This is a genomic window from Devosia sp. (genome assembly GCF_014860165.1).
In the GTDB taxonomy this organism is placed as follows: Bacteria; Pseudomonadota; Alphaproteobacteria; order Rhizobiales; family Devosiaceae; genus Devosia.
Genome location: NZ_JACZKG010000039.1, coordinates 24,456 through 45,802, shown reverse-complemented (window position 1 = coordinate 45,802; position 21,347 = coordinate 24,456). Strand labels below are relative to the sequence as shown.

22 protein-coding genes are annotated in these 21,347 nt (G+C 63.7%); 14 read left to right on the top strand and 8 right to left on the bottom strand.

Annotated elements, in window-relative coordinates; translation table 11 throughout:
• Positions 1-6: 6 nt before the first annotated feature.
• On the top strand, positions 7-1,230 hold the full coding sequence (locus IH615_RS09035; RefSeq protein WP_291361525.1) for an FAD-dependent oxidoreductase: 1,224 nt from the start codon (positions 7-9) through the stop codon (positions 1,228-1,230).
• A gap of 322 nt (positions 1,231-1,552) precedes the next feature.
• Positions 1,553-2,545 (top strand): NAD(P)-dependent alcohol dehydrogenase, encoded by a 993-nt coding sequence (locus IH615_RS09030; protein ID WP_291361523.1) that lies wholly within the window; start codon positions 1,553-1,555, stop codon positions 2,543-2,545.
• Here IH615_RS09030 and IH615_RS09025 read toward each other — a convergent pair.
• Positions 2,517-3,461: a LysR family transcriptional regulator gene (locus IH615_RS09025; protein WP_291361521.1), complete on the bottom strand. Its 945-nt coding sequence runs from the start codon at positions 3,459-3,461 to the stop codon at positions 2,517-2,519. The genes IH615_RS09030 and IH615_RS09025 overlap by 29 nt on opposite strands.
• Before the next feature lie 94 nt (positions 3,462-3,555).
• On the opposite strand from IH615_RS09025, the gene IH615_RS09020 reads away from it, so the two are divergent.
• From IH615_RS09020 to IH615_RS09005, 4 genes are all read left to right on the top strand, one after another.
• Positions 3,556-4,113: a hypothetical protein gene (locus tag IH615_RS09020; RefSeq protein ID WP_291361520.1), complete on the top strand. Its 558-nt coding sequence runs from the start codon at positions 3,556-3,558 to the stop codon at positions 4,111-4,113.
• Positions 4,058-4,552 carry a zinc-binding dehydrogenase gene (locus tag IH615_RS09015; protein ID WP_291361519.1) on the top strand — a complete coding sequence of 165 codons (495 nt, stop codon included), beginning with the start codon at positions 4,058-4,060 and terminating at the stop codon, positions 4,550-4,552. The genes IH615_RS09020 and IH615_RS09015 overlap by 56 nt, the downstream gene beginning before the upstream one ends.
• Positions 4,553-4,663: 111 nt before the next feature.
• A complete protein-coding gene (locus tag IH615_RS09010; RefSeq protein WP_291361518.1) occupies positions 4,664-5,395 on the top strand; it encodes a DUF4386 domain-containing protein in 732 nt (243 codons plus the stop codon).
• Between the two features lie 585 nt (positions 5,396-5,980).
• Positions 5,981-6,430: a hypothetical protein gene (locus IH615_RS09005; RefSeq protein ID WP_291361516.1), complete on the top strand. Its 450-nt coding sequence runs from the start codon at positions 5,981-5,983 to the stop codon at positions 6,428-6,430.
• Positions 6,431-6,581: 151 nt separating this feature from the next.
• Here the strand turns inward: IH615_RS09005 and IH615_RS09000 are convergent, their stop codons facing one another.
• Complete coding sequence (locus tag IH615_RS09000) at positions 6,582-7,229, bottom strand: TOBE domain-containing protein (protein ID WP_291361514.1); 648 nt, start codon at positions 7,227-7,229, stop codon at positions 6,582-6,584.
• Positions 7,230-7,396: 167 nt separating this feature from the next.
• On the opposite strand from IH615_RS09000, the gene IH615_RS08995 reads away from it, so the two are divergent.
• Entirely contained in the window at positions 7,397-8,398 is a 1,002-nt protein-coding gene (locus tag IH615_RS08995; protein WP_291361513.1) for a serine hydrolase domain-containing protein, read from the top strand.
• 56 nt (positions 8,399-8,454) lie between these two features.
• Here the strand turns inward: IH615_RS08995 and murQ are convergent, their stop codons facing one another.
• Positions 8,455-9,387: an N-acetylmuramic acid 6-phosphate etherase gene (murQ, locus tag IH615_RS08990; protein WP_291361511.1), complete on the bottom strand. Its 933-nt coding sequence runs from the start codon at positions 9,385-9,387 to the stop codon at positions 8,455-8,457.
• A gap of 189 nt (positions 9,388-9,576) precedes the next feature.
• Between murQ and IH615_RS08985 the strand changes: the two genes are divergently transcribed.
• The 7 genes from IH615_RS08985 (at position 9,577) to IH615_RS08955 (ending at position 16,394) form a co-directional block, all read left to right on the top strand.
• Complete coding sequence (locus IH615_RS08985; RefSeq protein WP_291361509.1) at positions 9,577-10,425, top strand: MurR/RpiR family transcriptional regulator; 849 nt, start codon at positions 9,577-9,579, stop codon at positions 10,423-10,425.
• Positions 10,426-10,582: 157 nt separating this feature from the next.
• The gene (locus tag IH615_RS08980; RefSeq protein ID WP_291361507.1) at positions 10,583-11,647 is read left to right on the top strand and encodes an ABC transporter ATP-binding protein; all 1,065 of its coding nucleotides are present in this window, start codon (positions 10,583-10,585) and stop codon (positions 11,645-11,647) included.
• Between the two features lie 47 nt (positions 11,648-11,694).
• Positions 11,695-12,936 (top strand): extracellular solute-binding protein, encoded by a 1,242-nt coding sequence (locus IH615_RS08975; protein ID WP_291361506.1) that lies wholly within the window; start codon positions 11,695-11,697, stop codon positions 12,934-12,936.
• Positions 12,937-13,007: 71 nt separating this feature from the next.
• The gene (locus IH615_RS08970; protein ID WP_291361504.1) at positions 13,008-13,928 is read left to right on the top strand and encodes a sugar ABC transporter permease; all 921 of its coding nucleotides are present in this window, start codon (positions 13,008-13,010) and stop codon (positions 13,926-13,928) included.
• Positions 13,925-14,788, top strand: coding sequence for a carbohydrate ABC transporter permease (locus tag IH615_RS08965; protein ID WP_291361502.1), 864 nt, complete (start codon positions 13,925-13,927; stop codon positions 14,786-14,788). The genes IH615_RS08970 and IH615_RS08965 overlap by 4 nt, the downstream gene beginning before the upstream one ends.
• A complete protein-coding gene (locus tag IH615_RS08960) occupies positions 14,785-15,453 on the top strand; it encodes an N-acetylmannosamine-6-phosphate 2-epimerase (RefSeq protein ID WP_291361500.1) in 669 nt (222 codons plus the stop codon). The genes IH615_RS08965 and IH615_RS08960 overlap by 4 nt, the downstream gene beginning before the upstream one ends.
• On the top strand, positions 15,447-16,394 hold the full coding sequence (locus IH615_RS08955; protein ID WP_291361499.1) for a BadF/BadG/BcrA/BcrD ATPase family protein: 948 nt from the start codon (positions 15,447-15,449) through the stop codon (positions 16,392-16,394). Before IH615_RS08960 ends, IH615_RS08955 begins: the two co-directional genes overlap by 7 nt.
• A gap of 7 nt (positions 16,395-16,401) precedes the next feature.
• On the opposite strand, the gene IH615_RS08950 is transcribed toward IH615_RS08955, so the two are convergent.
• From IH615_RS08950 to IH615_RS08930, 5 genes are all read right to left on the bottom strand, one after another.
• Complete coding sequence (locus IH615_RS08950) at positions 16,402-17,991, bottom strand: PAS domain S-box protein (RefSeq protein WP_291361497.1); 1,590 nt, start codon at positions 17,989-17,991, stop codon at positions 16,402-16,404.
• Positions 17,992-18,082: 91 nt separating this feature from the next.
• Positions 18,083-18,463 (bottom strand): hypothetical protein, encoded by a 381-nt coding sequence (locus tag IH615_RS08945; protein ID WP_291361495.1) that lies wholly within the window; start codon positions 18,461-18,463, stop codon positions 18,083-18,085.
• A 73-nt stretch (positions 18,464-18,536) separates the two neighbouring features.
• A complete protein-coding gene (locus IH615_RS08940; protein WP_291361493.1) occupies positions 18,537-19,598 on the bottom strand; it encodes an ABC transporter ATP-binding protein in 1,062 nt (353 codons plus the stop codon).
• On the bottom strand, positions 19,595-20,416 hold the full coding sequence (locus IH615_RS08935) for a carbohydrate ABC transporter permease (RefSeq protein ID WP_291361492.1): 822 nt from the start codon (positions 20,414-20,416) through the stop codon (positions 19,595-19,597). The genes IH615_RS08940 and IH615_RS08935 overlap by 4 nt, the downstream gene beginning before the upstream one ends.
• Entirely contained in the window at positions 20,413-21,315 is a 903-nt protein-coding gene (locus tag IH615_RS08930; protein ID WP_291361490.1) for a sugar ABC transporter permease, read from the bottom strand. The genes IH615_RS08935 and IH615_RS08930 overlap by 4 nt, the downstream gene beginning before the upstream one ends.
• Between the last annotated feature and the right edge of the window lie 32 nt (positions 21,316-21,347).

Below are 21,347 nucleotides of genomic sequence, written 5' to 3'. Positions count from 1 at the left end.
ACTGACATGGCGAGCCTTGCGGTTGTTGGTGCCGGGGTCGTCGGAGTGTGCACGGCCTACGAGTTGGCGCGTGCCGGCCATCAGGTAATACTCGTTGACCGGAACACCGGCCCAGCTCAGGGCACGAGCGCGCGCAATGGCGCCCAGCTGAGCTATGCCTATAGTGATGCGCTCGCGTCGCCCTCCCTGCTGTCGCACTTCCCGGACATCCTGCTTGGCCGCGACCCGGCGTATCGCGTCCGTTTGCAGGCCGACCCGGAATTTCTGCTTTGGGGTCTGCGCTTCCTGCTCAATGCCGGCCAGGGCCGCTTTCTCGACAATACGCGCTACTTGCTCGGCTTGGCCGCCGCATCTCAGTCGACCCTCACCGAGCTTCTGGGACGCCACCAGCTGCAGTTCGACTACGCCGTCGCCGGAAAGATGATCCTCTATGCAACGCCCGAGGCCTTCGCTGGTTCTCGACCGGGCTGCGAACTCAAAGCCGGCCTGGGATACCCGCTGGAGCGGCTGAACCGGGACGAGGCCACGGCCATCGAACCGGCCCTAACCGCCTATCGCGACCCAATCGCCGGGGTGGTCTACAGCCCACAAGACGCTGTCGGCCAACCGCATCTCTTCTGTGAGCACCTGATTTCGGTGATGCAAAGGCAATACGAGCTCAACCTTCTACTGGGCCAAAGCGTAGAGCGGATCGAGGCAAAGCCCGGGCGTGATGTTCGGATGAGACTGTCTACAGGCGAGACGCTGGTTGCTGATGCGGCAGTGCTCTGCACTGGCCAGACCGCGGGGCTGGCAAAGGGCCTCGTTGCCCCCGGCACCAGTTGGCCTGTGCAGGGATACTCCATGACGGTACCTGCACTGGGCGATGCCATGCAGGTGTCGATCACTGACGTCAAACGCAAGACCGTGTTCGCGCGTATCGGCAATCACATCCGGATTGCGGGCATTGCTGATATCGGCAGTCGGAACTGGACTTTTGAGGCCGAGCGGCTGGAGTCCCTGCGCCAATCAGCCTACGAGGCGTTCGGCGGCTGCTACGACGTGGGCCCCGATGCACCGCTTGAGCCCTGGACAGGCGCCCGGCCCATGACTCCGTCGTCCCGGCCGATCATCCGACGGGACAGCCGCACAGGCTTATACCTCAATCTTGCACACGGAGCCTTGGGGTGGACGCTGGCGCTGGGGTCCGCTGCCAAGGTTACCGAATTGATCGCTGACGGCATCAGGTAGTTCAATGTAGGGAATATCGACTGAGTGGGCTGATCGAGGACCAGCTCATGGCCACCTACAATCCAATGGCCGCTTATGGAACGTCATGTTTCGTCGGCGAATGACCGAAAAGGGGTCGATAGCTGCCGGACAGGAACGCGCCCCATTCCAGCCGTTTGAATGGACATTTCGATTTCCCGAAAGCGGTCGGTTTGGTTGGCCTCTCTCCCGCATCAAAACGGCTGGGAACCCTACACATTTACGGCTTTCCGCTGTCTTGCGCCAAGATGGGCCGGCCCCGTCGTGGTTGTCATCGAGATCGCCTTCGCTATGGTGGGGAGTGATGAGAGCTGTTTACTGCACGCGCTACGGCCCGCCCGATGTCCTTGAGCTTCGGGACGTGCCCAAGCCAGAACCAAAGCCGGGCCAGGTGCTAGTTCGGGTCCACGCTGCGGGCATAACGCTGGGCGACTGCGAGGTCCGCGCCTTCAAGATGGTCAGCTGGGTCTGGGTACCGGCACGTCTGGCGATCGGCATCACCCGGCCGCGGCAGCCGGTGCTCGGCATGGAGGTGGCAGGTGTTGTCGAGGCGCTTGGCGAAGGCGTCACGCGCTTCAAGGTGGGGGACCGGGTTTTCGGTCCAACAGGGTTCGGTATGGGGGCTTATGCCGAGTATGCGACCATACCGGAGGCTGGCAGCCTGACCACCATTCCGCCGACGCTGAGCTATGCCGAAGCAGCGGGAATTCCGACCGGCGGTCTCAACGGCCTGCACTTCGTCCGCAAGTGCGATCCGCAGCCGGGCGAGAAGGTCTTGATCAACGGCGCTGGCGGCTCGATCGGCATGTTCGCAACGCAACTCTCCAAGGGGGCGGGCGCTGAGGTGACCGCGGTCGACAGGGTGAGCAAGCATCAGATGCTCAGCGACCTCGGCGCCGACAAGGTCATTGACTACGAGTCGACCGACTTCTGGCGCACCGGCGAATGCTATGACGCGATCATAGACGTTGTCGGGCTCAGCCCATTTGGACCAAGTGTCACCGCACTCAATGATGGAGGACGCTACTTCTTGGGCAATCCGCACACGCGCCAGATGCTGAGGGGGCTGGTCGAGAACCGTCGCGGACGCGTGAAAGTGCTGTTTCAGCTCGCAGGCGAACCGGTCGAGGACCTCGACTCCCTCAAACAACAGATAGCAGACCGCAGGCTCAAGGTTGTTGTCGACAAGGCTTTTCCACTCGAAGACGCGATCGATGCGCATCGCTATGTCGAAAGCGGCGCCAAGACCGGCATCGTGGTGCTCGACGTCAGCGGCGAGGCTTCTTCGCGGGGGTAGAAGTCGCCGCCGGAACTGCCAACTCGTCGGCAAGAAAGTCAAACACGAAACGCACGCGCCGCGAGGTGTTGAGTTCGCGGTGCGTCGTCAGCCAGGTCGGAAAGACGAGCGGCTTGGCAACCCCGTCCAGCACCCGTTCGACCCCACGTTCCGCGTCTCCCAGCCGATCAGGAATGACGGACAGGCCGACCCCGAGCTTCACCAGCTCCCAGTGCATCGCCGTACTCGGGCTGATCACCTTCAGGTTGGTCCGGCTCACGGACAGGCCGACCATCTCATTGAGGCTGTGAACAAATGTATCCGGCGGTTCGTAGCCGATGAAGTCGGCGCCGTTGACCTTCTCCAGCGTTACCGGACGGCCCAGCCTGTCTAAGTAGTCACTAGAGGCGAAGAGCCGGGCGGTACTTTCGCGAATCTTCTTCGCAATCAGTTCGGGCTCGGTCGGACGGAAGCTGCGGATGGCGATGTCAGCCTCGCGCCGCCGCAGGTCGGCCGCGACATTGGAACCGAGGACCTCGATGTTGATGCCGGGAGCTTCACGACGAAGCTTGGCGATAATCGGCGGCAGCAGGGTCAGCGCCTCGATCTCGCTGGCGGTGATGCGAATGCTTCCCTCAACCGACTGCGTCTGCCCCGAAGCGGTCAGCGACACGCCGGTCGCTGCTTCGCCCATCCTGCGGACCTGATCGAGCAGTTCCAGCCCCGATGGCGTCAGGACCAGCCCCCGTCCGGCCCGTTCGAAGAGCACCACCCCGAGCTCTTCCTCCAATGCGTCGACCTGGCGGCCGAGCGTCGGCTGGGTCATGCCGAGCGCCCGCGCCGCGGCAGAGAGCGAGCCTTCCTCGGCCGTGACGAGGAATGCGCGCGCCCTGTTCCAGTCGAACTTTACTGACCGCCAATCCATACGGATACGCATACCAAAAGAAAGAATTCAGTCAATTTCTAATGGGAACAGAGACGCCTAGAACTCCCTCATCCAAACAGCAACGACGTGGATCGAGGGAATTACAATGAAAGCTGCAGTGAACAAGGACTACGGACCGGCAGAGAAGGTGGTGCACATCGCCGAGGTAGCGCGCCCTGAAATCAATGACGAAGAGGTCCTCGTCAAAGTTTACGCCACGTCGGTCTCGACCGGCGCTTGGCGCATGGTCGAAATGAATGCCGGCGGCGTGCTACAGATTCCGGCGCGGATGATCTTCGGCCTTTTCCGCCCACGCAATCCGATCCAGGGCGGTAGCTTTTCGGGCCGTGTCGTGGCGGTCGGCGCTTCGGTCACACGCTTCAAGATGGGCGACGAGGTCTTCGGCGTTGTTGGGGCCGGCGCACACGCCGAGTACATCGCCATTGCCGAGGACAAAACCATCGTCAAGAAACCGGAGACCCTTGGCTATGGCGAAGCTGCGGCGCTGCCCTTCGGTGGCCTCTCGGCCCTGGTCTTCCTGCGCGATTTCGCCAAGGTTCAGTCCGGCCAAAAAGGTGCTGGTCACAGGCGCATCGGGCGGGGTTGGCGTGTTCGGCGTACAAATTGCCAAGCACCTCGGTGCGGAGGTTACCGCGCTCACTAGCACCGACAATGTGGAGTTGGTCAGGTCGCTGGGGGCTGACCACATCATCGATTACAAGCGAGTCGACTTCACACGCGGCAAAGAAACCTACGACGTCATCTTTGATACCGCGGGGGTATCGAGCTTCCGCGAGGCCGCGCGCGTCCTGTCACCTGGTGGACTTTTCGTGCCGCTTGAGTTTGGTGTTCCGGACATCCTTCGCTCGATGCGTACCGACCGGCAGGGCCGCAGGATCGTAATCGGCGTCAACGGCGACAGCGCCGCGGACCTGGCCGTCCTCGCTGACCTCGTCGAGAGCGGCGTCGTCCGCTCGGTGATCGACAGCATCGAGCCGCTGACTGGCATTGCCGACGCGTATCGGCGGGTTTCCGAGCGGCACAAGGTGGGCGCGGTCGTGGTCAACGTCGCCATGCCCCTCCCGGTACGCGCTGCCGCCTAGCGCCTCCGTTCCAATCTCACGCGAAGGCGCTCGCGCCTTTGCCCACCGGCATCCCACCGGCCGCTGGTTGCGGCCGGCGACCGTCACCGCCTTGCCAAATCGGAGAGTTCCATGACCAACACTGCCAATGAAACGACGCGCTTTAACTGGGCCCGTGCGGCCGGTCTCGCCTATCTTGGCGTGGCCATCCTCGCCGGCTTCGCCGAATTCTCCGTGAGGACCGGCATGGTCGTACAGGGCGACGCGGCGGCCACGATGTCGGCAATTACGGCCGACCAGACCACCTACGCGCTGGCAGGTATCGCCGATCTTTTCGTGCTGCTGCTCGACGCCTTCCTCGGTCTCGCCTTCTGGGTGCTCCTGAAGCAGGTCGACAAGAACCTCGCGCTGCTCGCACTCTTTCTAAACCTGTTGCGACTGCCGTGGATGGGCGCCAACGTCGTCTATCACTTCGGCGTGCTGCTCCTCGTCAACGGTGCGCTGCCGTCCTTCCCGCCGGAGCAGGTGCAGGACCTCATCCAGTTCCTGCTCAACCTGCATGCCTACGGCTACACCGCGAACGGCATCTTCTTTGGCGCATGGTGCTTCACCATCGGTCTGCTGTTCTACCGCTCAGGCTTCGTGCCGAAGCTGCTCGGTATCGTGATGATGCTGGCGCTCGCCGGCTACTGGACCGACCTGTTCGTGGTCTTCCTCGCCCCTGAGCTCGAGCCGATGGTCTCGCCGCTGGCCGTGATCCCTGCAGCGCTCGCGGAGATCGCCACGTGCCTGTGGCTAACGATCATGGGCGGGCGGGTGCACCGGAGGTTCATTTCGGTGCACGCCCGCGCGGCCGTCGCCTAGGTGCAGTCTTAGCCGCGCAGCAGCGGACGGATACCCGGTCTTGCCCCGGGCGTTCTCGCCCCACAAACAAGGAGCCAAGAGATGGACGTTTTCTGGATCTTCTCGGGCATTGGCGTCATGGTTTTCGGCTCGCTCGCCGGAGTTGCCCTGCTCGTCATTGCCCTCCGCTCAGCGAAATGACCTGCCTCCCGGCTCACGGTGTAGGAAGGTCATTGAAGACACGTGCCTGGAGCGAGCTCAAGGATGCAGTGCTGGGCCAGAAAAACTGGCCTCGTTAGCTGTCATGGCCCATCTCCGATAAGCGAAGAGGTGGGCGGGATGGGCGGCTTCCGGCCCCAATAAGCCGTTGGACCGGCCGCGTGCTCTATGGCTGCTTCCCGTAATGCAGCCCCCAAAGGCGGACAGTCCGCAATCGGCCCCCTACCCTGCCGTTCCGCTTCGCGCCCCAGTTCGGTCATTTGCCAATTTCAGTCGATCGCTAAAAGCTGACATTCCAATATCCTTGCAAAGGTAGCGTTCGAGATGTCTCCCAGAATTGAGTTTGCCTGTTGGCGTGTTAGTTTGTCGCTACAATCAGGGAAGTTGATGTCCACAGCAGCGCCCAAGCCATCGGATGTGCCACGTTTCGAGCGCATCGTAACCCGCGAAGATGAGAGTTTCCTCTGGCGGCGGGACGATTACCCGTGGGAGCGCAATGTCTGGAACTACCATCCGGAAGTCGAGATCCATCTCATCAACAATGCCAGCGGCATTGCCTTCGTCGGGGACTATATTGGTGAATTCGGACCGGGCCACCTGACCATCGTGGGCGGCGGCCTGCCACATGACTGGGTCACCACGCTCAATCCCGGCCAGCGGATCGAGGGCGTGACACTATCCTGCAGTTCGATGCCGACCGGATCATGCGCTTTCGTGATCAGATTCCCGAGCTCGCCGAGCTCGATGGTTTCATGCAGCGCATCCAGCGCGGCGTTGCGTTCACCGGCGCCACGGCACGCAACGGCGCGGCTCTGCTCGGGCGGATCGGCGACCTGACGGGCCTGCAACGGCTCGTAACCGGCGCTTCAAAGAACGCTATGGCATGACGCCGCGCGATTACAAGAACCGCTCAGAGGAGCGTCGCCGGCTCGAAGGCGCGCGCCAGACCGAACTGGCCGTGCGGCACTAGCGCCGCACGGCCTGCCGATCAGGGATAGATCTTGTGGACGATGGCCTCGGTCACTGCTTGGGCCGGCGCGCTATCCACCCGCAGGGACAGCTCTGACGCAACGTCGAACAGGTGAAGGTGATCGCTGGAAAGCTGGAAGCGGATCATGTCGCCTTCCGCGACGCGCTGCTTGGAGGGCACCAAAGCCGTTATCGGCTGACCCTGGAAGTTCATCGACACCAGCGTGTCGTGCCCATGATATTCCACAAGGCCCGCCGCTGCGCCGAACTGATCGCGGCCATCCTTTTCACCTCGGACAAGCGTCACGTCACCGGGCCGCACTCCCAGGACAACTTCCTGCTTGTCGGTCACGGTGAAGCGACCTGCATCGAGCGGCACCTCTGCGCTGCCAACCAGGACAACAGCCGATTGACCCGATACCCGAACTGTCCCCTTGAGGAAGTTCATGTTGGGCGTGCCGATGAAGCCGGCCACAAACAGGGTATGGGGGTTCTCGTAGATTTCCTGCGGCGTACCCACCTGCTCGATATTGCCGGCCCGCATGTGCACGATCCGATCGGCCAGCGTCCGGCCACTGCGTGTGACTGCGACGAAATTGCGCCGCCAAAACGGCGCTGTCAACGCGTCAGAAACAGATGGCGGCGAGGCGGGAATCCAAAGAAGCATGATTGGCCTCGGCACGGGGGCCGTTCGGAGAACAAGACCGGCATGAACGACTCTCGACAATCACGGCGAACAGCCTAAGCTCCTGCCTCGAAGGGTTTTTTGGGCCTGGCGCCCCAGCGAAGCCGGGGTCGGGGCGGCCCCGATCACCCTGTTCGCCCGGAGTAACCATGAGCCTGGAAGCCATCTTCGATCATGCCTTTGTCCCCTTGGCCGATGCCGTCGCTACCGGGCGTATCCCCGGTGGGGTGCTCGGCATTGTCGATGCCTCGGGGCAGCGGATCACCCGTGCCACGGGCCTGGCACAACGCATCCCGATTGAGCGCAAGATGACGGAGACGACCTGGTTCGACCTCGCCTCGCTCACCAAGGTCCTGTTCACTACCCCTCGCATCCTGGCGCTGGCCGGGCAGGGGGCTATCGATCTCGACGCGCCCATCACCAGCGCCATCCCCGACTTCGCCCAGCAGAATCTGGAGAGTTGGCAACGCAAGGTCACGTTCCGGCAATGCCTCGGGCACCAGACGGCGTTTCCAGGCATCTTTCCGCTCTATACCTATGGCTCCGACCCCAACCTGCTGCGCCACTTCGTGCTGCAGCGCGACTGGAGCGCCGGGCCGGCCGTCTATTCCGATATCAATTTCATTCTCCTCGGCATCGCCATCGAGCGCCTGGCCGGTCGCCCCATGCGCCAGATCGATCCCGGGTCCGGCTTTGCCTGGTCCGCAGACCCAGAAGGGGCCGCCGCAACCGAAGACGACCCCTGGCGTGGCCGCATGCTGGTTGGCGAGGTGCATGACGAGAACTGCGCGGCGCTTGCCGGTGCCGGCCATGCCGGCCTCTTCGGCCAGATCGCCTCCGTGCTCGATTTTGCCCATGGCGCGCTCAATGGCACCACGGTCTCCCCCGCGGCGGCAGCGCTGATGCGGGCGCCGCTTTCGGCCCGGCGCACCCATGGCTGGGAGCGGCCTCACGAGGGTTGGTCCGGCGGCGGCTACTGCACGCCCGAAACAATCGGCCATACCGGCTTTACCGGCACCGGCCTGTGGATCGACTTTGCCCGGGGCAGGGCCTGGACGCTGCTGACCAATCGCGTGCATCCCACCCGCCATTTCGATAGCGGTATCTTCGCGCTGCGCCGCGCAGTGGGCGACCGCGTCAACCAGGGCTGAGCAGCGCGCCCGCTGCAAAGGCGGACGCGCGGGATGGAAGAGATTGCTCTGGCCTGCTAGCCGGCGATGCGCTGCTGCTGCCCGGCCGCCCGCCGCAGGAAGCCGTCGGCCTGCTTGAGCGCGCTCTCGCCCTGAGCGGCATCCATGCCGGTCAGGGCCATCAGAATGGCCAGTTTCACATTGTTGCGGCTCTCGGTGAGATAGCTCTCCGCCGCCTCGGGCGAGCAGCCGGCGACATCCACCAGGATGCGGGTGGCCCGCGCCGCCAGCTTCTCGTTGCTGACCGACAGGTCGACCATCAGGTTCTCATAGGTCTTGCCGATACGGATCATGCTGGCCGTGGTCAGCATGTTGAGCACCAGCTTCTGCGCCGTGCCCGATTTGAGGCGCGTCGATCCGGTCAGCGCCTCGGGCCCCACCACCGGCGAGATGGCGATATCGGCCAGCCGGGCGATCGCCGAATCCGGATTGCAGGACAGGGCGACCGTCGTGGCCCCCACTCCATTGGCATATTCGAGGCCGCCGATCACATAGGGAGTGCGGCCGCTGACGGCGATGCCGACCACCACGTCGCCCGGCGTGACGCCGACCTTTTCCAGGTCGCGGCGGCCTTCGTCGCTGTCGTCCTCGGCGCCTTCCACCGGGTGGCGCAGGGCGCGGTCGCCGCCGGCAATCAGGCCGATCACCATGCCATCGGGCACGCCGAAGGTCGGCGGGCATTCCGAAGCATCGAGCACGCCCAGCCGGCCGCTGGTGCCGGCTCCCATATAGATCAGCCGTCCGCCGGCCTTGAACGCCTCGACCACATGGTCCACCGCGATGGTGATCTGTGGCAGCACGAGCCTGACTGCCTCGGCAACCCTGGCGTCCTGGGCATTCATGGCGGCCAGGATATCCTGCGTCGACATCAGGTCGATCTGCATGGTCTCGGGGTTGCGCGCCTCGGAAACCAGGTTGCCCAGTTCGGCGATCAGGGTGCTTCTTGCCATTGTGCCTTCACTCGAATTTGGCGGGAATGCTAGGAGCGAATATTCCAGGTGTCAACGAAATCAGGAATATAGTATTCCAATACCAGTGCCGTTTGGGGTGAAACTGCCGGGCAGACGACGATGCGTGTTGCGTTGCATTTTATCCGGTGATCGGCACAAGTCCGTTGAGGCCACGTCTGGGAAACAAGCATGTCCATTTTGAAGATTCTCGGTGCGCAGCTGGAATCCATGACACAGGCGGACCGGCAGATCGCCCAGTTCATCATCGACCATCCCGAGCGCATGCTGACCCTGTCTTCGGCCGCCCTGGCCAGCGCCACGGGGCGCAGCCAGTCCAGCGTCGTCAAATTCAGCCAGAAGCTGGGCTATGCCGGCTATCAGCAGCTCAAGCTGGCGGTGAACAAGGCCAAGGCGCTCGAGGGCCAGTCGCCCGGCGGCGTCATCCACGGCACCATCGACGCCAGCGACAGCTATATGACGATCCTGCAGAAGCTGATCGGCAGCAAGCTGCTGTCGATGCGGGAAACCTCCTCCGCCAATAGCGAGGCAAATATCGAGGCAGCGCTCGATGCGCTGGTCAATGCCCGCAAGATCCAGCTTGCCGGCGTTGGTGCCTCCTCGCTCGTGGCCAAGGATTTCTCGTTCAAGCTGCTCAAACTGGGCCGCACCGTACTGCTCGACAGCGACAGCCACATCCAGATCTCCAATGCCTCTGCGCTCAACGATGCCGATGTGCTGATGGCGCTGTCCCATTCCGGCCGCAGCATGGAAACGTTGCGCATTGCCGAACTCGCCAAGCAGCGCGGCGCTACGCTGATCTCCATTACCGGCCTGCAGCCCAATCCGCTGCTCGACCTTGCCGATATCAGCCTGTTCACTGTGGCCGACGAGGAGCGCGTCCGTTCCTCGGCTATCACCTCGCGCGACGCGCAGCTCATGCTGATGGACATGCTGTTCATCCTGCTGCTTCGCCGCCAGTCCGACGCCTACGAATATATCCACCGCAGCGAAACCGCCGTGACCGTGCTCAAGGCCTGAGGCCCGTTCCGGTCGCCGGGAGATTCGGCGTCACCCGTCAGGGAGTAATTTTATATTCTTGACAGGGCAAAAATTCGGAATTTACTATTCCGATGTTGGCCGATCCTGAACGCGGGACATCCCGCTCCGGATATTGCAGCACCATTGGAGAAGCATCTTGGCTCAACTATCGCTCCGCGGCATCAGGAAGCGGTTCCGGGACACCGCGGTGCTGCATGGCATCGACCTCGAAATCGGGGATCGCGAATTCGTCGTCTTCGTCGGCCCCTCCGGCTGCGGCAAGTCGACCCTGCTGCGCCTGATCGCCGGGCTCGACCCCATCTCGGAAGGCGAGTTCGTGCTCAATGGCCAGCGCATGAACGATGTGCCGCCCTCGCGCCGCGGCATTGCCATGGTGTTCCAGTCCTACGCGCTCTACCCGCATATGGATGTCTACGAGAACATGGCCTTCGGCGCCCGCCTGATGGGCCTCGACAAGGCCGAGGTCGAAAGCCGCATTGCCGAGGCTGCCCGCATGCTGCGCCTCGAGCCGCTGCTGCAGCGCAAGCCGCGCGAACTGTCCGGCGGGCAGCGCCAGCGCGTCGCCATCGGCCGCGCTCTGGTGCGCAAGCCGCAGGTCTTCCTGCTCGATGAGCCGCTGTCCAATCTCGATGCCGCCTTGCGCTCGGACGTGCGCCTCGAAATCGCCCGCCTCCATCACGAGATCGGCGGCACCATGATCTACGTCACCCACGACCAGGTCGAGGCCATGACGCTCGCCGACAAGATCGTGGTGATGAATGCCGGCCGCATCGAGCAGGTCGGTTCGCCCCGCCAGCTCTATGAGCAGCCGGCAAACCTGTTCGTCGCCACCTTCATCGGCTCGCCGCGCATGACCATTATCGATGTTGTCCGCGAGGGCGACCGGCTGGCCATGGCCGAAGGCGGCTCCATCGCCGTGACCACCGCGCCCAGCGCCGATACGCTCAAGCTCGGCCTGCGCTCCGACGCCGTGCGCCTGGAGCCGGGCACCACGGGCGACGGTTTTGCCGGCCAGGTGATCTATACCGAATATCTGGGCGACAACGCCTATGTCTATGTGCGCCTGGCCGATGGCACGCTGCTGGCCGCCCGCACCGCCCCCAATGACAGCTTTCCGCCCGATGCCCCGGTGACCGTCAAGGTCGAGCCCGGCGCCGGGCACTATTTTTCCGCCGAGGATGGCCGGCGGCTGGCGCCATGAGGCGCCGGGGACAGGTCCATGCCAGAACGAAATCAAGGAGGGAATTCATGAACAACAGACTTATCCGCATCGGCACGGCCCTGGCGGCCGTGCTCATCGCCGCCCCCGCTTTGGCCCAGGACCTGACCTTCTGGAGCTGGCGCCAGGAAGACCGCGCCGCCTATGAGCAGTTCATCGATACCTTCGAGGCCGCCAATCCCGGTATCACGGTCAAGTTCGAGACCTTCGAAGCCGCCAACTACAACACCATTCTCGCCACCGCCCTGGCCGGCGGCACCGGCCCCGATCTGATGATGGTGCGCGCCTATGGCGGGCTCGAGAATGTCGCCTCTGCCGGCTATCTCGAGCCGCTCACCACGGAAACCGTGCCGGCCCTGGCCGAGTTCTCCGCGGCCTCCCTCGCCGCCGAAAGCGGGCGGGCCGATGGCACCCTCTATGCCGTGCCCTTCGCCAGCCAGACCCAGTTGGTGATCTACAACAGGGCCCTGTTCGACGCCAACGGCATTGCCGAGCCGCAGACCTGGGAAGAACTCGTCGCGGCCAGCCAGAAGCTCAAGGATGCCGGCGTCATCCCCTTCGCCAATGGCACCGCCACTGCCTGGCAGAACGAGACCGTCACCTTTGGCCTGGGCTCCTCGCTCATGGGCAAGGATTTCTACGACGAACTGATGGCCGGCACGACCGACTTCACCGACGCGCGCTTTACCGGTGCCCTGGCTGCCGTCGCCGAAGTGGCGGCCCAGTATTTCCCCGATGGCTTTATCGGCCTCGACTATCCCTCGGCCCAGCAGCTGTTCTCGTCAGGCATGGCCGGCATGTTCATCGGCGGCTCCTATGAGCTGGCGACCTTCAAGACGCAGAATCCCGATATCGAACTGGGCGTCTTCGCCGCGCCCGGCAAGACCGCCGAGGATGCAAAGCTGGTCGGCCTCTATTTCGACGGCGGCTACGCGGCCAATGCTGCCGGCGCCAACAAGGAAGCCTCGCTCAAGTTCCTGAACTACCTCGCCAGCAAGGAATTCGGCCAGGCCTTTGCCGATACCCTGAGCAATATCTCGACCGTGCCGGGCGTCACCTTCGACAATCCGCTGCTGGCCGAGGTCAATGAGCTCAACCAGTCCTCGATCCCCTACCTGATGCTGGCGCATTTCCGCTATGGCGAGCCCTCCGGCTCGGTGCTGATCCAGGGTGAAATGCAGAAGCTGTTCTCCGGCCAGACCACGCCCGAAGCCATCGGCACCACGCTGACCGAGGGCCTTGCCGCCTGGTACGAGCCGTTCAAGAAATAGTCCTCCCGACGCCGCCCTTCCCCCACGGGGGGAGGGCATAATCTGCCGCCACGAGAGCGAAACAACCCGACATGCCTCACCTTCGGATGACCGGCCGCGGCCTGTGGATCACCGCGCTCATCGTGCCGCCACTGGCCTTCGTGGCCCTGTTCATCGTCTATCCGATCATTTCCGCCTTCGCCTATGCCTTCTTCGATTGGCAGGGCCTGCGCCGGGGCGACTTTGTCGGGCTGGAGAATTTCCACACGGTCCTGTTCGTCGAGCCCTATCGCAGCTGGACCATCAACGCCTTCAAGAACAACGTCATCGTCTTCTTCGCACTGATGGTGCTGCAGAACGGGCTGGGTTTCATCCTCGCCTATGCGCTGTGGCGTGGCCTTCCCGGCGCCCGCTTCCATCGCATCGCCGTCTTCCTGCCCGTGGTTCTGTCCACCATCATCGTCGCCTACCTGTTCAAGCTGTTCCTGCATCCGCTCTTCGGGGTGGTCAATATCAGCCTGCGGGGCATCGGCATGGGCTGGCTCGCCCAGCCATGGCTCGGTCAGGGCAACACCGCGATCTGGTCGCTTATCGTGGCGCAGGCCTGGCACATGGTGGGCTTCCCCACCCTGGTCTTCCTCGCCGGCATGCAGCGCATTCCCGGCGAAATCCTCGATGCGGTGCGCATGGAAACCGAAAGCGAGTGGGTCAAGATCACAGGCATCGTCTGGCCCCTGGTGGCGCCCAGCGCCACCATCGTCTTCACCCTGCTCTTCGTCGGCGCCTTCAACTGGTTCGAACTGCCCTATATCATGGCCGGGCTCGATGGCTCGCCTTTCGGCTCCACTGACGTGCTCGGCCTCTATTTCTACCGCACCGCCTTCGGCAATGTCTCTTCCGGCCAGCAGGATTTCGGCCTGGGCAGCGCGCTGGCCGTGCTGATCTTCCTCTTTGTCGCCGTCATCGCCAGCGTCATCACCGTGCGGCTGCGAGCCCGGGAAATCCAGCTATGAGCGCCGCCTCCACCACCTATTACGATCGTAGGGGCCTGCTCGGTGCGCTCGGTCGCGATGGCCTGCTGCAGATCATCCTGATCGCCAATACGATCATCATGCTGGCGCCGATCGTCATCATGATCTTTTCGGCCTTCAAGACCACCCCGCAGATATTCCAGTCGCCCTTCGGCATTCCCGATTTCACCCAGGTGGGCAACTTCGTCAAAATCTGGACCCAGACGAATTTCCTGCGCTACCTGCTCAATTCCTTCATCGTCACCGGCGCCTCGATGACGCTGATCCTGACCCTGGGCACCATGGCCGCCTATGCCATCGGCCGCTACCAGTTCACCGGGTCGGGCTTCATTCTCATGTTCTTCCTGGCCGGCCTCACCCTGCCGCTCAAGCTTGCCATCATTCCGCTCTTCATGCTGATGCGGGACCTGTCCATTCTCAACAACCAGCTGTCGCTGATCTTCGTCTATACCGCCATGGGCCTGCCCACGACCGTGTTCATCATGACCGGGTTCATCCGCACCCTGCCCAATGAACTCGAGGATGCCGCGCGCATGGATGGCGCCAGCGAGGCGCGCATCATGTGGTCGATCATGCTGCCGCTGGTTCGCCCCGCCATGGTCATCGCAGGCATCCAGAACGTGGTGCCGATCTGGAACGACTTCTTCTTCCCGCTGGTCTTCATCCAGAATGACGATCTCAAGACCCTGCCGCAGGGCCTGACCACCTTCATGGGCGAATATACCACCGATTGGGGCGTGCTGTTCTCGGGCCTGACGCTCTCGGCCGCGCCGATCATCATCATCTATATCGTGCTGTCGCGGCAGTTCATCGCCGGCATGACCTCGGGCGCGGTCAAGTGACGCTGCTGCCCCGCGGGCTCATCGTCTCCTGCCAGGCGCGCGCCGACAATCCACTGTATGGGCCGCAATTCATGGGCGCTATGGCGCTGGCCGCCCGCGATGGCGGCGCCGTCGCCATCCGCGCCAATGGCCCGGACGATATCAGGGCAGTCAAGGCCGCAGGCCTGCCAGTCATCGGCATTCACAAGCTCTTTTCGGCAGACTACCCGGTTTACATCACACCCAGTTTCGCCGCCGCCGAGGTTATCGTTGCCAATGGCGCCGAGGTGGTGGCGCTCGACTGTACACTCCGCCCGCGCGATGGTGAGCCACCCGATCGGCTGGTGCGGCGGGTGCTTGACCTGGGCGCCGAAGTCTTTGCCGATATCTCGACCGTGGAGGAAGGCCTGGCGGCCGCCGATTTCGGCGCGACCTATGTCGCGACCACCCTCTCGGGCTATACTGCGGCGACGGAACCCAAACCCTCGGAGCCCGATTTCGTGCTGCTCGAAGCTCTCGCATCGCGGCTTGCCACACCCGTCATTGCCGAGGGCCGCTACAATACGCCGGCTCTGGTTCGCCGCGCTTTCGATGCGGGGGCGCATGCGGTCGTCGTCGGCACCATGATCACCAATCCGCGCGAGATCACCCGGCATTTCGTCGCCCAGGGCGTGCCTTCATGGTGACCAGGGTCCACCTGGGCATCGATGTGGGCGGCACGGCCAGCCGCTGGGTCGCCTGCGACGATGCCGGCACCGAATTGACCCGGGGCAAGGCGGCAGGGGCCACCGGACACATATTCAATCCAGCCGAGCGCGATCGCCTCGTCGGTGCCCTGTCGCAGATCGCCCAGGCCCTCGCCAGCGCCGGGCTGGCAGCGGGAAGCCTCACGGCAGGCCTGACCGGCTATGGCTCGGCCGTCGCGCATGACGTCAAAGCCTTGCTAACCCGCCTGTTCGGCCTCGAGGCCGGCGCCATCCTCGTCACCGACGACATCGTCCTGGCCTATATGGCCAACTTCGCTCCCGGCGTGGGCCACCTGGTATCCGCCGGCACAGGCTCTATCGGCCTTCACCTGGGCGCGGGGGACGACGACTACGTGCGGGTCGGTGGTCGCGGCATTCTGATTGACGATGCTGGCTCTGGCAGCTGGATTGCGCTGCAAGCGCTGGACGCCATGTATCGCGCCCTGGACCATTTGGGATCGTTCGACAGTGTCGCCGCGCTGGCGCGGCAGGTCTTCGGCGAGATCGGGGGCGAAAGCTGGCACGATGTCCGCCAGTTCGTCTATGCCGGTGACCGGGGCCGGATCGGTACGCTCGCCGTCGCCGTTGCCCGGGCAGCGGCAGAGGGCGATGCCGTCGCGGCGTCCATCCTTCGGCAGGCCGCCGCTGAACTGGCGCAATTGGCCCAGGCGCTCGTTGCGCGCGTGGGCCATCGCCCGATCGGCTTTGTCGGCGGCGTCTTGAACCTTCACCCGCTTATCGCCAGCGAGATCAGGCACGCACTGCCCGGCCATGAGGTTCGCCTGCTCGATGCAGATGCCTGTCTTGCCGCCGCCCGGCTGCGAACAACCGGCGACGCAGGGTGGCGTCAGGTGCTCGCTAACAGGTCGTCGATCGGCTAGGCCGAGCCTAAGTCAACGGCGCCGCTGAGGAAAACGTGCGCTCAATGGCCGCCTTGAGGTCGTGCGACCAGAACGGCTTACCCAGCCTCTCGAACTTTCCCCGCAGCTCCTCGGGCATTTCCGAATATCCGGTGGCGACAATGACCTTGATATGGGGCCATTCGGCCGTGATGGCGGAAGCCAGCTGTCCGCCATTCATCTGCGGCATCGCATAGTCGGTTATCACCAGGTCGAAGGGGCCGCTGCGCAGCTTTTCCAGCGCCTCCTTGCCGGAACTCGCCTCCACCACGTGATGGCCCAGGTCCTCGGTCATCGTGGCCGTGTTGAGCAGTACCAGCGCATCGTCATCGACCACCAGCACCCGCCTGGGATGAAAGCTGGGCGTGTCGAACTCCTCCGTGGCCGACGTCGGGGCCGCCTCGTCGGCCGCTACCGGCAACCACAGTTCCGCCGTCGTGCCTTCCTTGAGCTTACTCCTCAGCACAAACCGCCCGCCGGTCTGTTCGGCCAGGCCATGGACCATCGATAGTCCCAGGCCCGTACCCTTGCCGACACCCTTGGTGGTGAAGAACGGTTCCGTGGCGCGGGCAAGCGTCGTCTCGTCCATCCCCTCGCCCTCATCCCTGATCGTGAGGACGACATAGTGACCAGGCTGGAGGCTCCCCTCACTCTTGGCGACGACCTTCTCCTCGGCGCCCACGATTATCGAGCCGCCGGCGGGCATGGCGTCGCGCGCATTGACGGCCAGGTTGAGCAATGCCGATTCCAGCTGGGCGCGGTCGGTCAGCGCGGGTGGGAGCGCCGGCGGCATCCGCGTGGTAACCAGCACGCCAGGGCCCAGCGCCCGATCGAAGATGTCTCGCATACTGGCGACCGTCTCGGCCACGTCAACCGGACCGGACTCAAGCTCCTGCCGCCGGGCGAAAGCCAGCATGCGCTGGGTGAGCGCCGCACCGCGCTGCGCACCCTTGACCGCATTGTCGAGAAACGGGCTGATCCTGGGGTCGTGCGGCAGGCGCTGCGAAACGATCTCCAGGCTCCCCAATATAGCCATCAGCAGGTTGTTGAAGTCGTGGGCTATGCCACCCGTGAGCTGTCCGATCGCCTCCATCTTCTGCGATTGGAACAGCGCATTGCGCGCGTGGTCGAGCTGGATCTGCGCCTCGCGGCGTTCGGTAATGTCGCGCGTGACCTTGGCAAATCCCACCAGCTCACCACTGTCATCATAGATGGCGTCGATCACCACATGGGCCCAGAACTGGCTGCCATCCTTGCGCAGCCGCCAGCCCTCGCGTTCGACGCTGCCCTTGGCCCGCGCAATGGCCAGATTCTGCTCCGGTTCGCCGGCCTGGCGCTCGGCCTCGGTATAGAAGCGAGAGAAATGCTGGCCGACGATTTCGGATTCCTCATAGCCCTTGATGCGCCGTGCGCCCGAGTTCCAGCTGGCCACATTGCCATCCTGGTCGAGCATGTAGAGCGCATAGTCGGTGACGCCCTTGACCAGCATGCGGAACTGCTGCTCGCTGACCCGCAGGGCTTCGCCCTGCACCTTCCGCTCCATCAGGTCGTGGCGGATGGGATCGGATAGATCAGACATGCGTAGCCCTCAACTGCCGCACCGACGGCCAAATAGAACGCGCCGCGGGACGAGCGGTTGCATCACTAGGGCCCTGAATGCTCCCAAAAAACTACGCGTCGCGCTCTTCCTCGATGCCGGCCGCAAGCGCGTAGGTTTCCCGCGAACTGAGGTCGGTGTCCCGCACGTCCCCGATCGGCTCCTTGGCGATATCGGGCAGGCGCAAGTAGCCCCATTGGTTGTCCCAGAGGTCGGGTCGGGACAACACCACCACGACTTCTGCCAGGCCATGCAGCGCGCGGGCCGCTTCGGCGGCGGCAAGCGCCTCGACCACGTCGCCATATTCGGCTTCATCCGCGTCGATGTCGCCCTTGGACTCCCACCAGACGGCCGCCTTGCGCGTTCCGTCCTCGGCCAGCTCGACGCCAACAGTCACCGCGTCGGGGGATTGCTGGCCTATGGGTACGAGCCGGTAACTTGCAGACATGGTCATGCCGGAACCTCCTTGGCACCGGTGCAACCACACCGGCGGCCAACTGGTTCCAGCCAAGCGGCCCGATTCCGGCCTAGATGGCCTTCTCGGTTGCCATGTCGAACAGGTGAATATGCTCGGGCGCAATGCTGACCCCGATGACGTCGCCCGCCTTGACCCCCATGCGGCGGGTCTCGACCACGGTCAGTTCCGGCGTCGTATCGGTGGTCACATAGGTCATCGAGCCCGTGGACTCCACCACCGCTACCGGCAGGCGCAGGCTCGCAGCCTCGGCCACCAGCAGATGCTCGGGCCGCAGCCCGACCAGCACCTTGCGTCCCGCATCCACTTTCCGTCCCAGCGGCAGCGACAGGCTGTCGGAGATATCGAGTTGCACGCTCTGCCCGTCGGCCCCGACAGTACCCGGGACGAAATTCATCGCCGGCGAGCCGATGAAGCCGGCCACGAACTTGCTGACCGGCCGATCATAGAGCTCAAGCGGGCTGCCCTGCTGCTCGATCACCCCGTCCCGCATCACCACCACATGATCGGCCATGGTCATGGCCTCGATCTGGTCATGCGTCACATAGACCGAGGTCGCCCCCAGCCGATCATGCAGTGCCCGGATCTCCTTGCGCATATGCACGCGCAGCGCCGCGTCGAGATTGCTCAGCGGCTCGTCGAACAGGAAGGCCTTGGGGTTGCGGATGATCGCGCGGCCCATGGCCACGCGCTGCCGCTGCCCGCCCGACAATTCGCGCGGATAACGCTTGAGCAGCGCCGACAGTCCCGTCGTCGCCGCCACTTCCGCCGCCTTGAGCTTGGCCTCGGCCTTGCTCACGCCATGCAGCCGCAGCGAATAGGTGAGGTTCTCCTCCACCGTCATATGCGGATAGAGCGCATAGCTCTGGAACACCATGGCCACGTCGCGCTTGCGCGGCGGCACCCCGGTCATGGTCTCGCCCGCGATCTTGAGCGACCCGGAGGTAATGGTCTCCAGCCCCGCGATGGACCGCAGCAGGGTGGACTTGCCGCAGCCCGAGGGCCCCACCAGCGCCACGAAGCTGCCCTTCTCGATCGAAAGGCTCACGCCCTTGAGGGCGTGGAACGCCCCGTAATGCTTGTCGATATTGCTCAGCTCGATCTGTGCACTCATTTGAGGGCTCCCGAAGTAAGGCCGGAGACGATGCGGCGCTGCAGAAGGACGAAGAGGGCCAGGATCGGTGTCACATAGATCGCCGAGTAGGCCATGATGGAGTTCCAGTCAGAAGAGTTCGGTCCCAGGAAGCCCGAAAGGCCCACGCTGGCCGGCTGCAGGCTTTTTTCCTGGATGATCGACTTGGAATAGATGAATTCGCCGAACGCACTCATGAAGGTGAGGATGGCGCAAACGAGGATGCCGTTGCGCGCCAGCGGCAGCACGATCGAGAAGAAGGCCCCCACGCGCGAATTGCCGTCAACCAGCGCCGCTTCTTCCAGTTCGCGCGGCACGCTCATGAAGGTCGCCCGCACCAGCACCACGAAGAACGGCATCGCCTTGGCCGCCGCCGCCAGCACCACCGCCGTGCGCGGATAGTTCAGCAGCCCGACCTGGTTGAAGCCGACAAAGAGCGGCGTGATCATCACGGACGCCGGCAGCACCTGCAGCATCAGGATCAGGAACAGGCCGACATCGACCCAGACGCTGCGATAGCGCGCCAGCACATAGGCGCAGCCCGTGCCCAGGATCACCGTGATGGTCGTGACACCTGTGGCGATGACCACCGAGTTCCACAGGAATGTCGACATGGTCCGCCCGAACCACACCTGCGGATAGATGCTCGTATCAGGCGCGATCGGCCAGAAGGTCGGCGGATTGAAGTAGATTTCCGAGGCCGACTTGAGGCTCGTCACATACATCCAGTAAAGCGGAAACAGGTAGAAGGCCGCCAGCGCCAGCGCCAGCAGCAGCCATGGAACGTAGGGCCGGGTCATCCGCGCACCTCATGGCGAGTGGAGCGCACATAGATCACCGAGGCAAACAGCACGAGCAGGAACATCATCACCGAAATTGTTGCGCCCTTGGCGAAGTCGTAAAGCTGGAAACTCATCTGCCATGACCAGTAGCCGGCCACGCTGGATGTATTGGCCGGCCCGCCCTCGGTAATGGCCGGAAACAGGTCGAACTGCTGCAACGTGCCGATCAGCCCCAGCGACAGCACGGCGCCGATCGTGGAGCGCATCATGGGCAGCGTGATCGTCCAGAAGCGCTGGAAGGCATTGGCGCCATCGAGCTCTGCCGCCTCGTAGAGGTCGCGCGGAATGGCGGCCAGGCCCACTGCCAGCAGCAGCATGTTGAACGCCGTGCCCAGCCAGATATTGGCGATGACTACCGCCCAGATCGAATAGTTCGGGTCCGATTTCCAGAACACCGTTTCCTGGATTATCCCGAGCGATTTGAGGATCGTGTTCAGCACGCCGAAATCGCCCGCCAGGATCCAGCTCCAGATCGCGCCCACCACCAGGCCCGGCATCACCCAGGACACCAGAAACAGCCCGCGAATGGTCGCGGCGCCAGGGAATTTCTGCGCGAAGAACAAGGCCAGGCTGAAGCCGATCACGAACTGCCCGGCCATCGAGGCAAACACGAAGATCAGCGTATTCTTGGCCACCAGCCAGAATTCGGGCTGCCGCACCACGTCGACATAGTTGGTGAAACCGGCCCATGGCCGGATCAGCGTGCCCAAGGTGAACATATCCACCTGCTGGAAGCTCATCAGCACATTATAGACCAGCGGCAGGCCCGCCAGCGCCAGCAGGAACAGCAGGGCCGCACCCACCAGGATCAGGTCGAACCCGACGCCGTCGCGCATGCTGTTGAAAATCCGGGACATCTCGCCTCCGCAAAAATCGATATGACCGGCCG

Bases quoted from the DNA above. Each gene is read 5' to 3' on its own strand.
- IH615_RS09035 (WP_291361525.1), top strand. From the start codon at position 7: ATGGCGAGCCTTGCGGTTGTTGGTGCCGGGGTCGTCGGAGTGTGCACG.
- IH615_RS09030 (WP_291361523.1), top strand. From the start codon at position 1,553: ATGAGAGCTGTTTACTGCACGCGCTACGGCCCGCCCGATGTCCTTGAG.
- IH615_RS09025 (WP_291361521.1), bottom strand. From the start codon at position 3,461: ATGCGTATCCGTATGGATTGGCGGTCAGTAAAGTTCGACTGGAACAGG.
- IH615_RS09020 (WP_291361520.1), top strand. From the start codon at position 3,556: ATGAAAGCTGCAGTGAACAAGGACTACGGACCGGCAGAGAAGGTGGTG.
- IH615_RS09010 (WP_291361518.1), top strand. From the start codon at position 4,664: ATGACCAACACTGCCAATGAAACGACGCGCTTTAACTGGGCCCGTGCG.
- IH615_RS09005 (WP_291361516.1), top strand. From the start codon at position 5,981: ATGTCCACAGCAGCGCCCAAGCCATCGGATGTGCCACGTTTCGAGCGC.
- IH615_RS09000 (WP_291361514.1), bottom strand. From the start codon at position 7,229: ATGCTTCTTTGGATTCCCGCCTCGCCGCCATCTGTTTCTGACGCGTTG.
- IH615_RS08995 (WP_291361513.1), top strand. From the start codon at position 7,397: ATGAGCCTGGAAGCCATCTTCGATCATGCCTTTGTCCCCTTGGCCGAT.
- murQ (WP_291361511.1), bottom strand. From the start codon at position 9,387: ATGGCAAGAAGCACCCTGATCGCCGAACTGGGCAACCTGGTTTCCGAG.
- IH615_RS08985 (WP_291361509.1), top strand. From the start codon at position 9,577: ATGTCCATTTTGAAGATTCTCGGTGCGCAGCTGGAATCCATGACACAG.
- IH615_RS08975 (WP_291361506.1), top strand. From the start codon at position 11,695: ATGAACAACAGACTTATCCGCATCGGCACGGCCCTGGCGGCCGTGCTC.
- IH615_RS08970 (WP_291361504.1), top strand. From the start codon at position 13,008: ATGCCTCACCTTCGGATGACCGGCCGCGGCCTGTGGATCACCGCGCTC.
- IH615_RS08965 (WP_291361502.1), top strand. From the start codon at position 13,925: ATGAGCGCCGCCTCCACCACCTATTACGATCGTAGGGGCCTGCTCGGT.
- IH615_RS08955 (WP_291361499.1), top strand. From the start codon at position 15,447: ATGGTGACCAGGGTCCACCTGGGCATCGATGTGGGCGGCACGGCCAGC.
- IH615_RS08950 (WP_291361497.1), bottom strand. From the start codon at position 17,991: ATGTCTGATCTATCCGATCCCATCCGCCACGACCTGATGGAGCGGAAG.
- IH615_RS08945 (WP_291361495.1), bottom strand. From the start codon at position 18,463: ATGACCATGTCTGCAAGTTACCGGCTCGTACCCATAGGCCAGCAATCC.
- IH615_RS08940 (WP_291361493.1), bottom strand. From the start codon at position 19,598: ATGAGTGCACAGATCGAGCTGAGCAATATCGACAAGCATTACGGGGCG.
- IH615_RS08935 (WP_291361492.1), bottom strand. From the start codon at position 20,416: ATGACCCGGCCCTACGTTCCATGGCTGCTGCTGGCGCTGGCGCTGGCG.
- IH615_RS08930 (WP_291361490.1), bottom strand. From the start codon at position 21,315: ATGTCCCGGATTTTCAACAGCATGCGCGACGGCGTCGGGTTCGACCTG.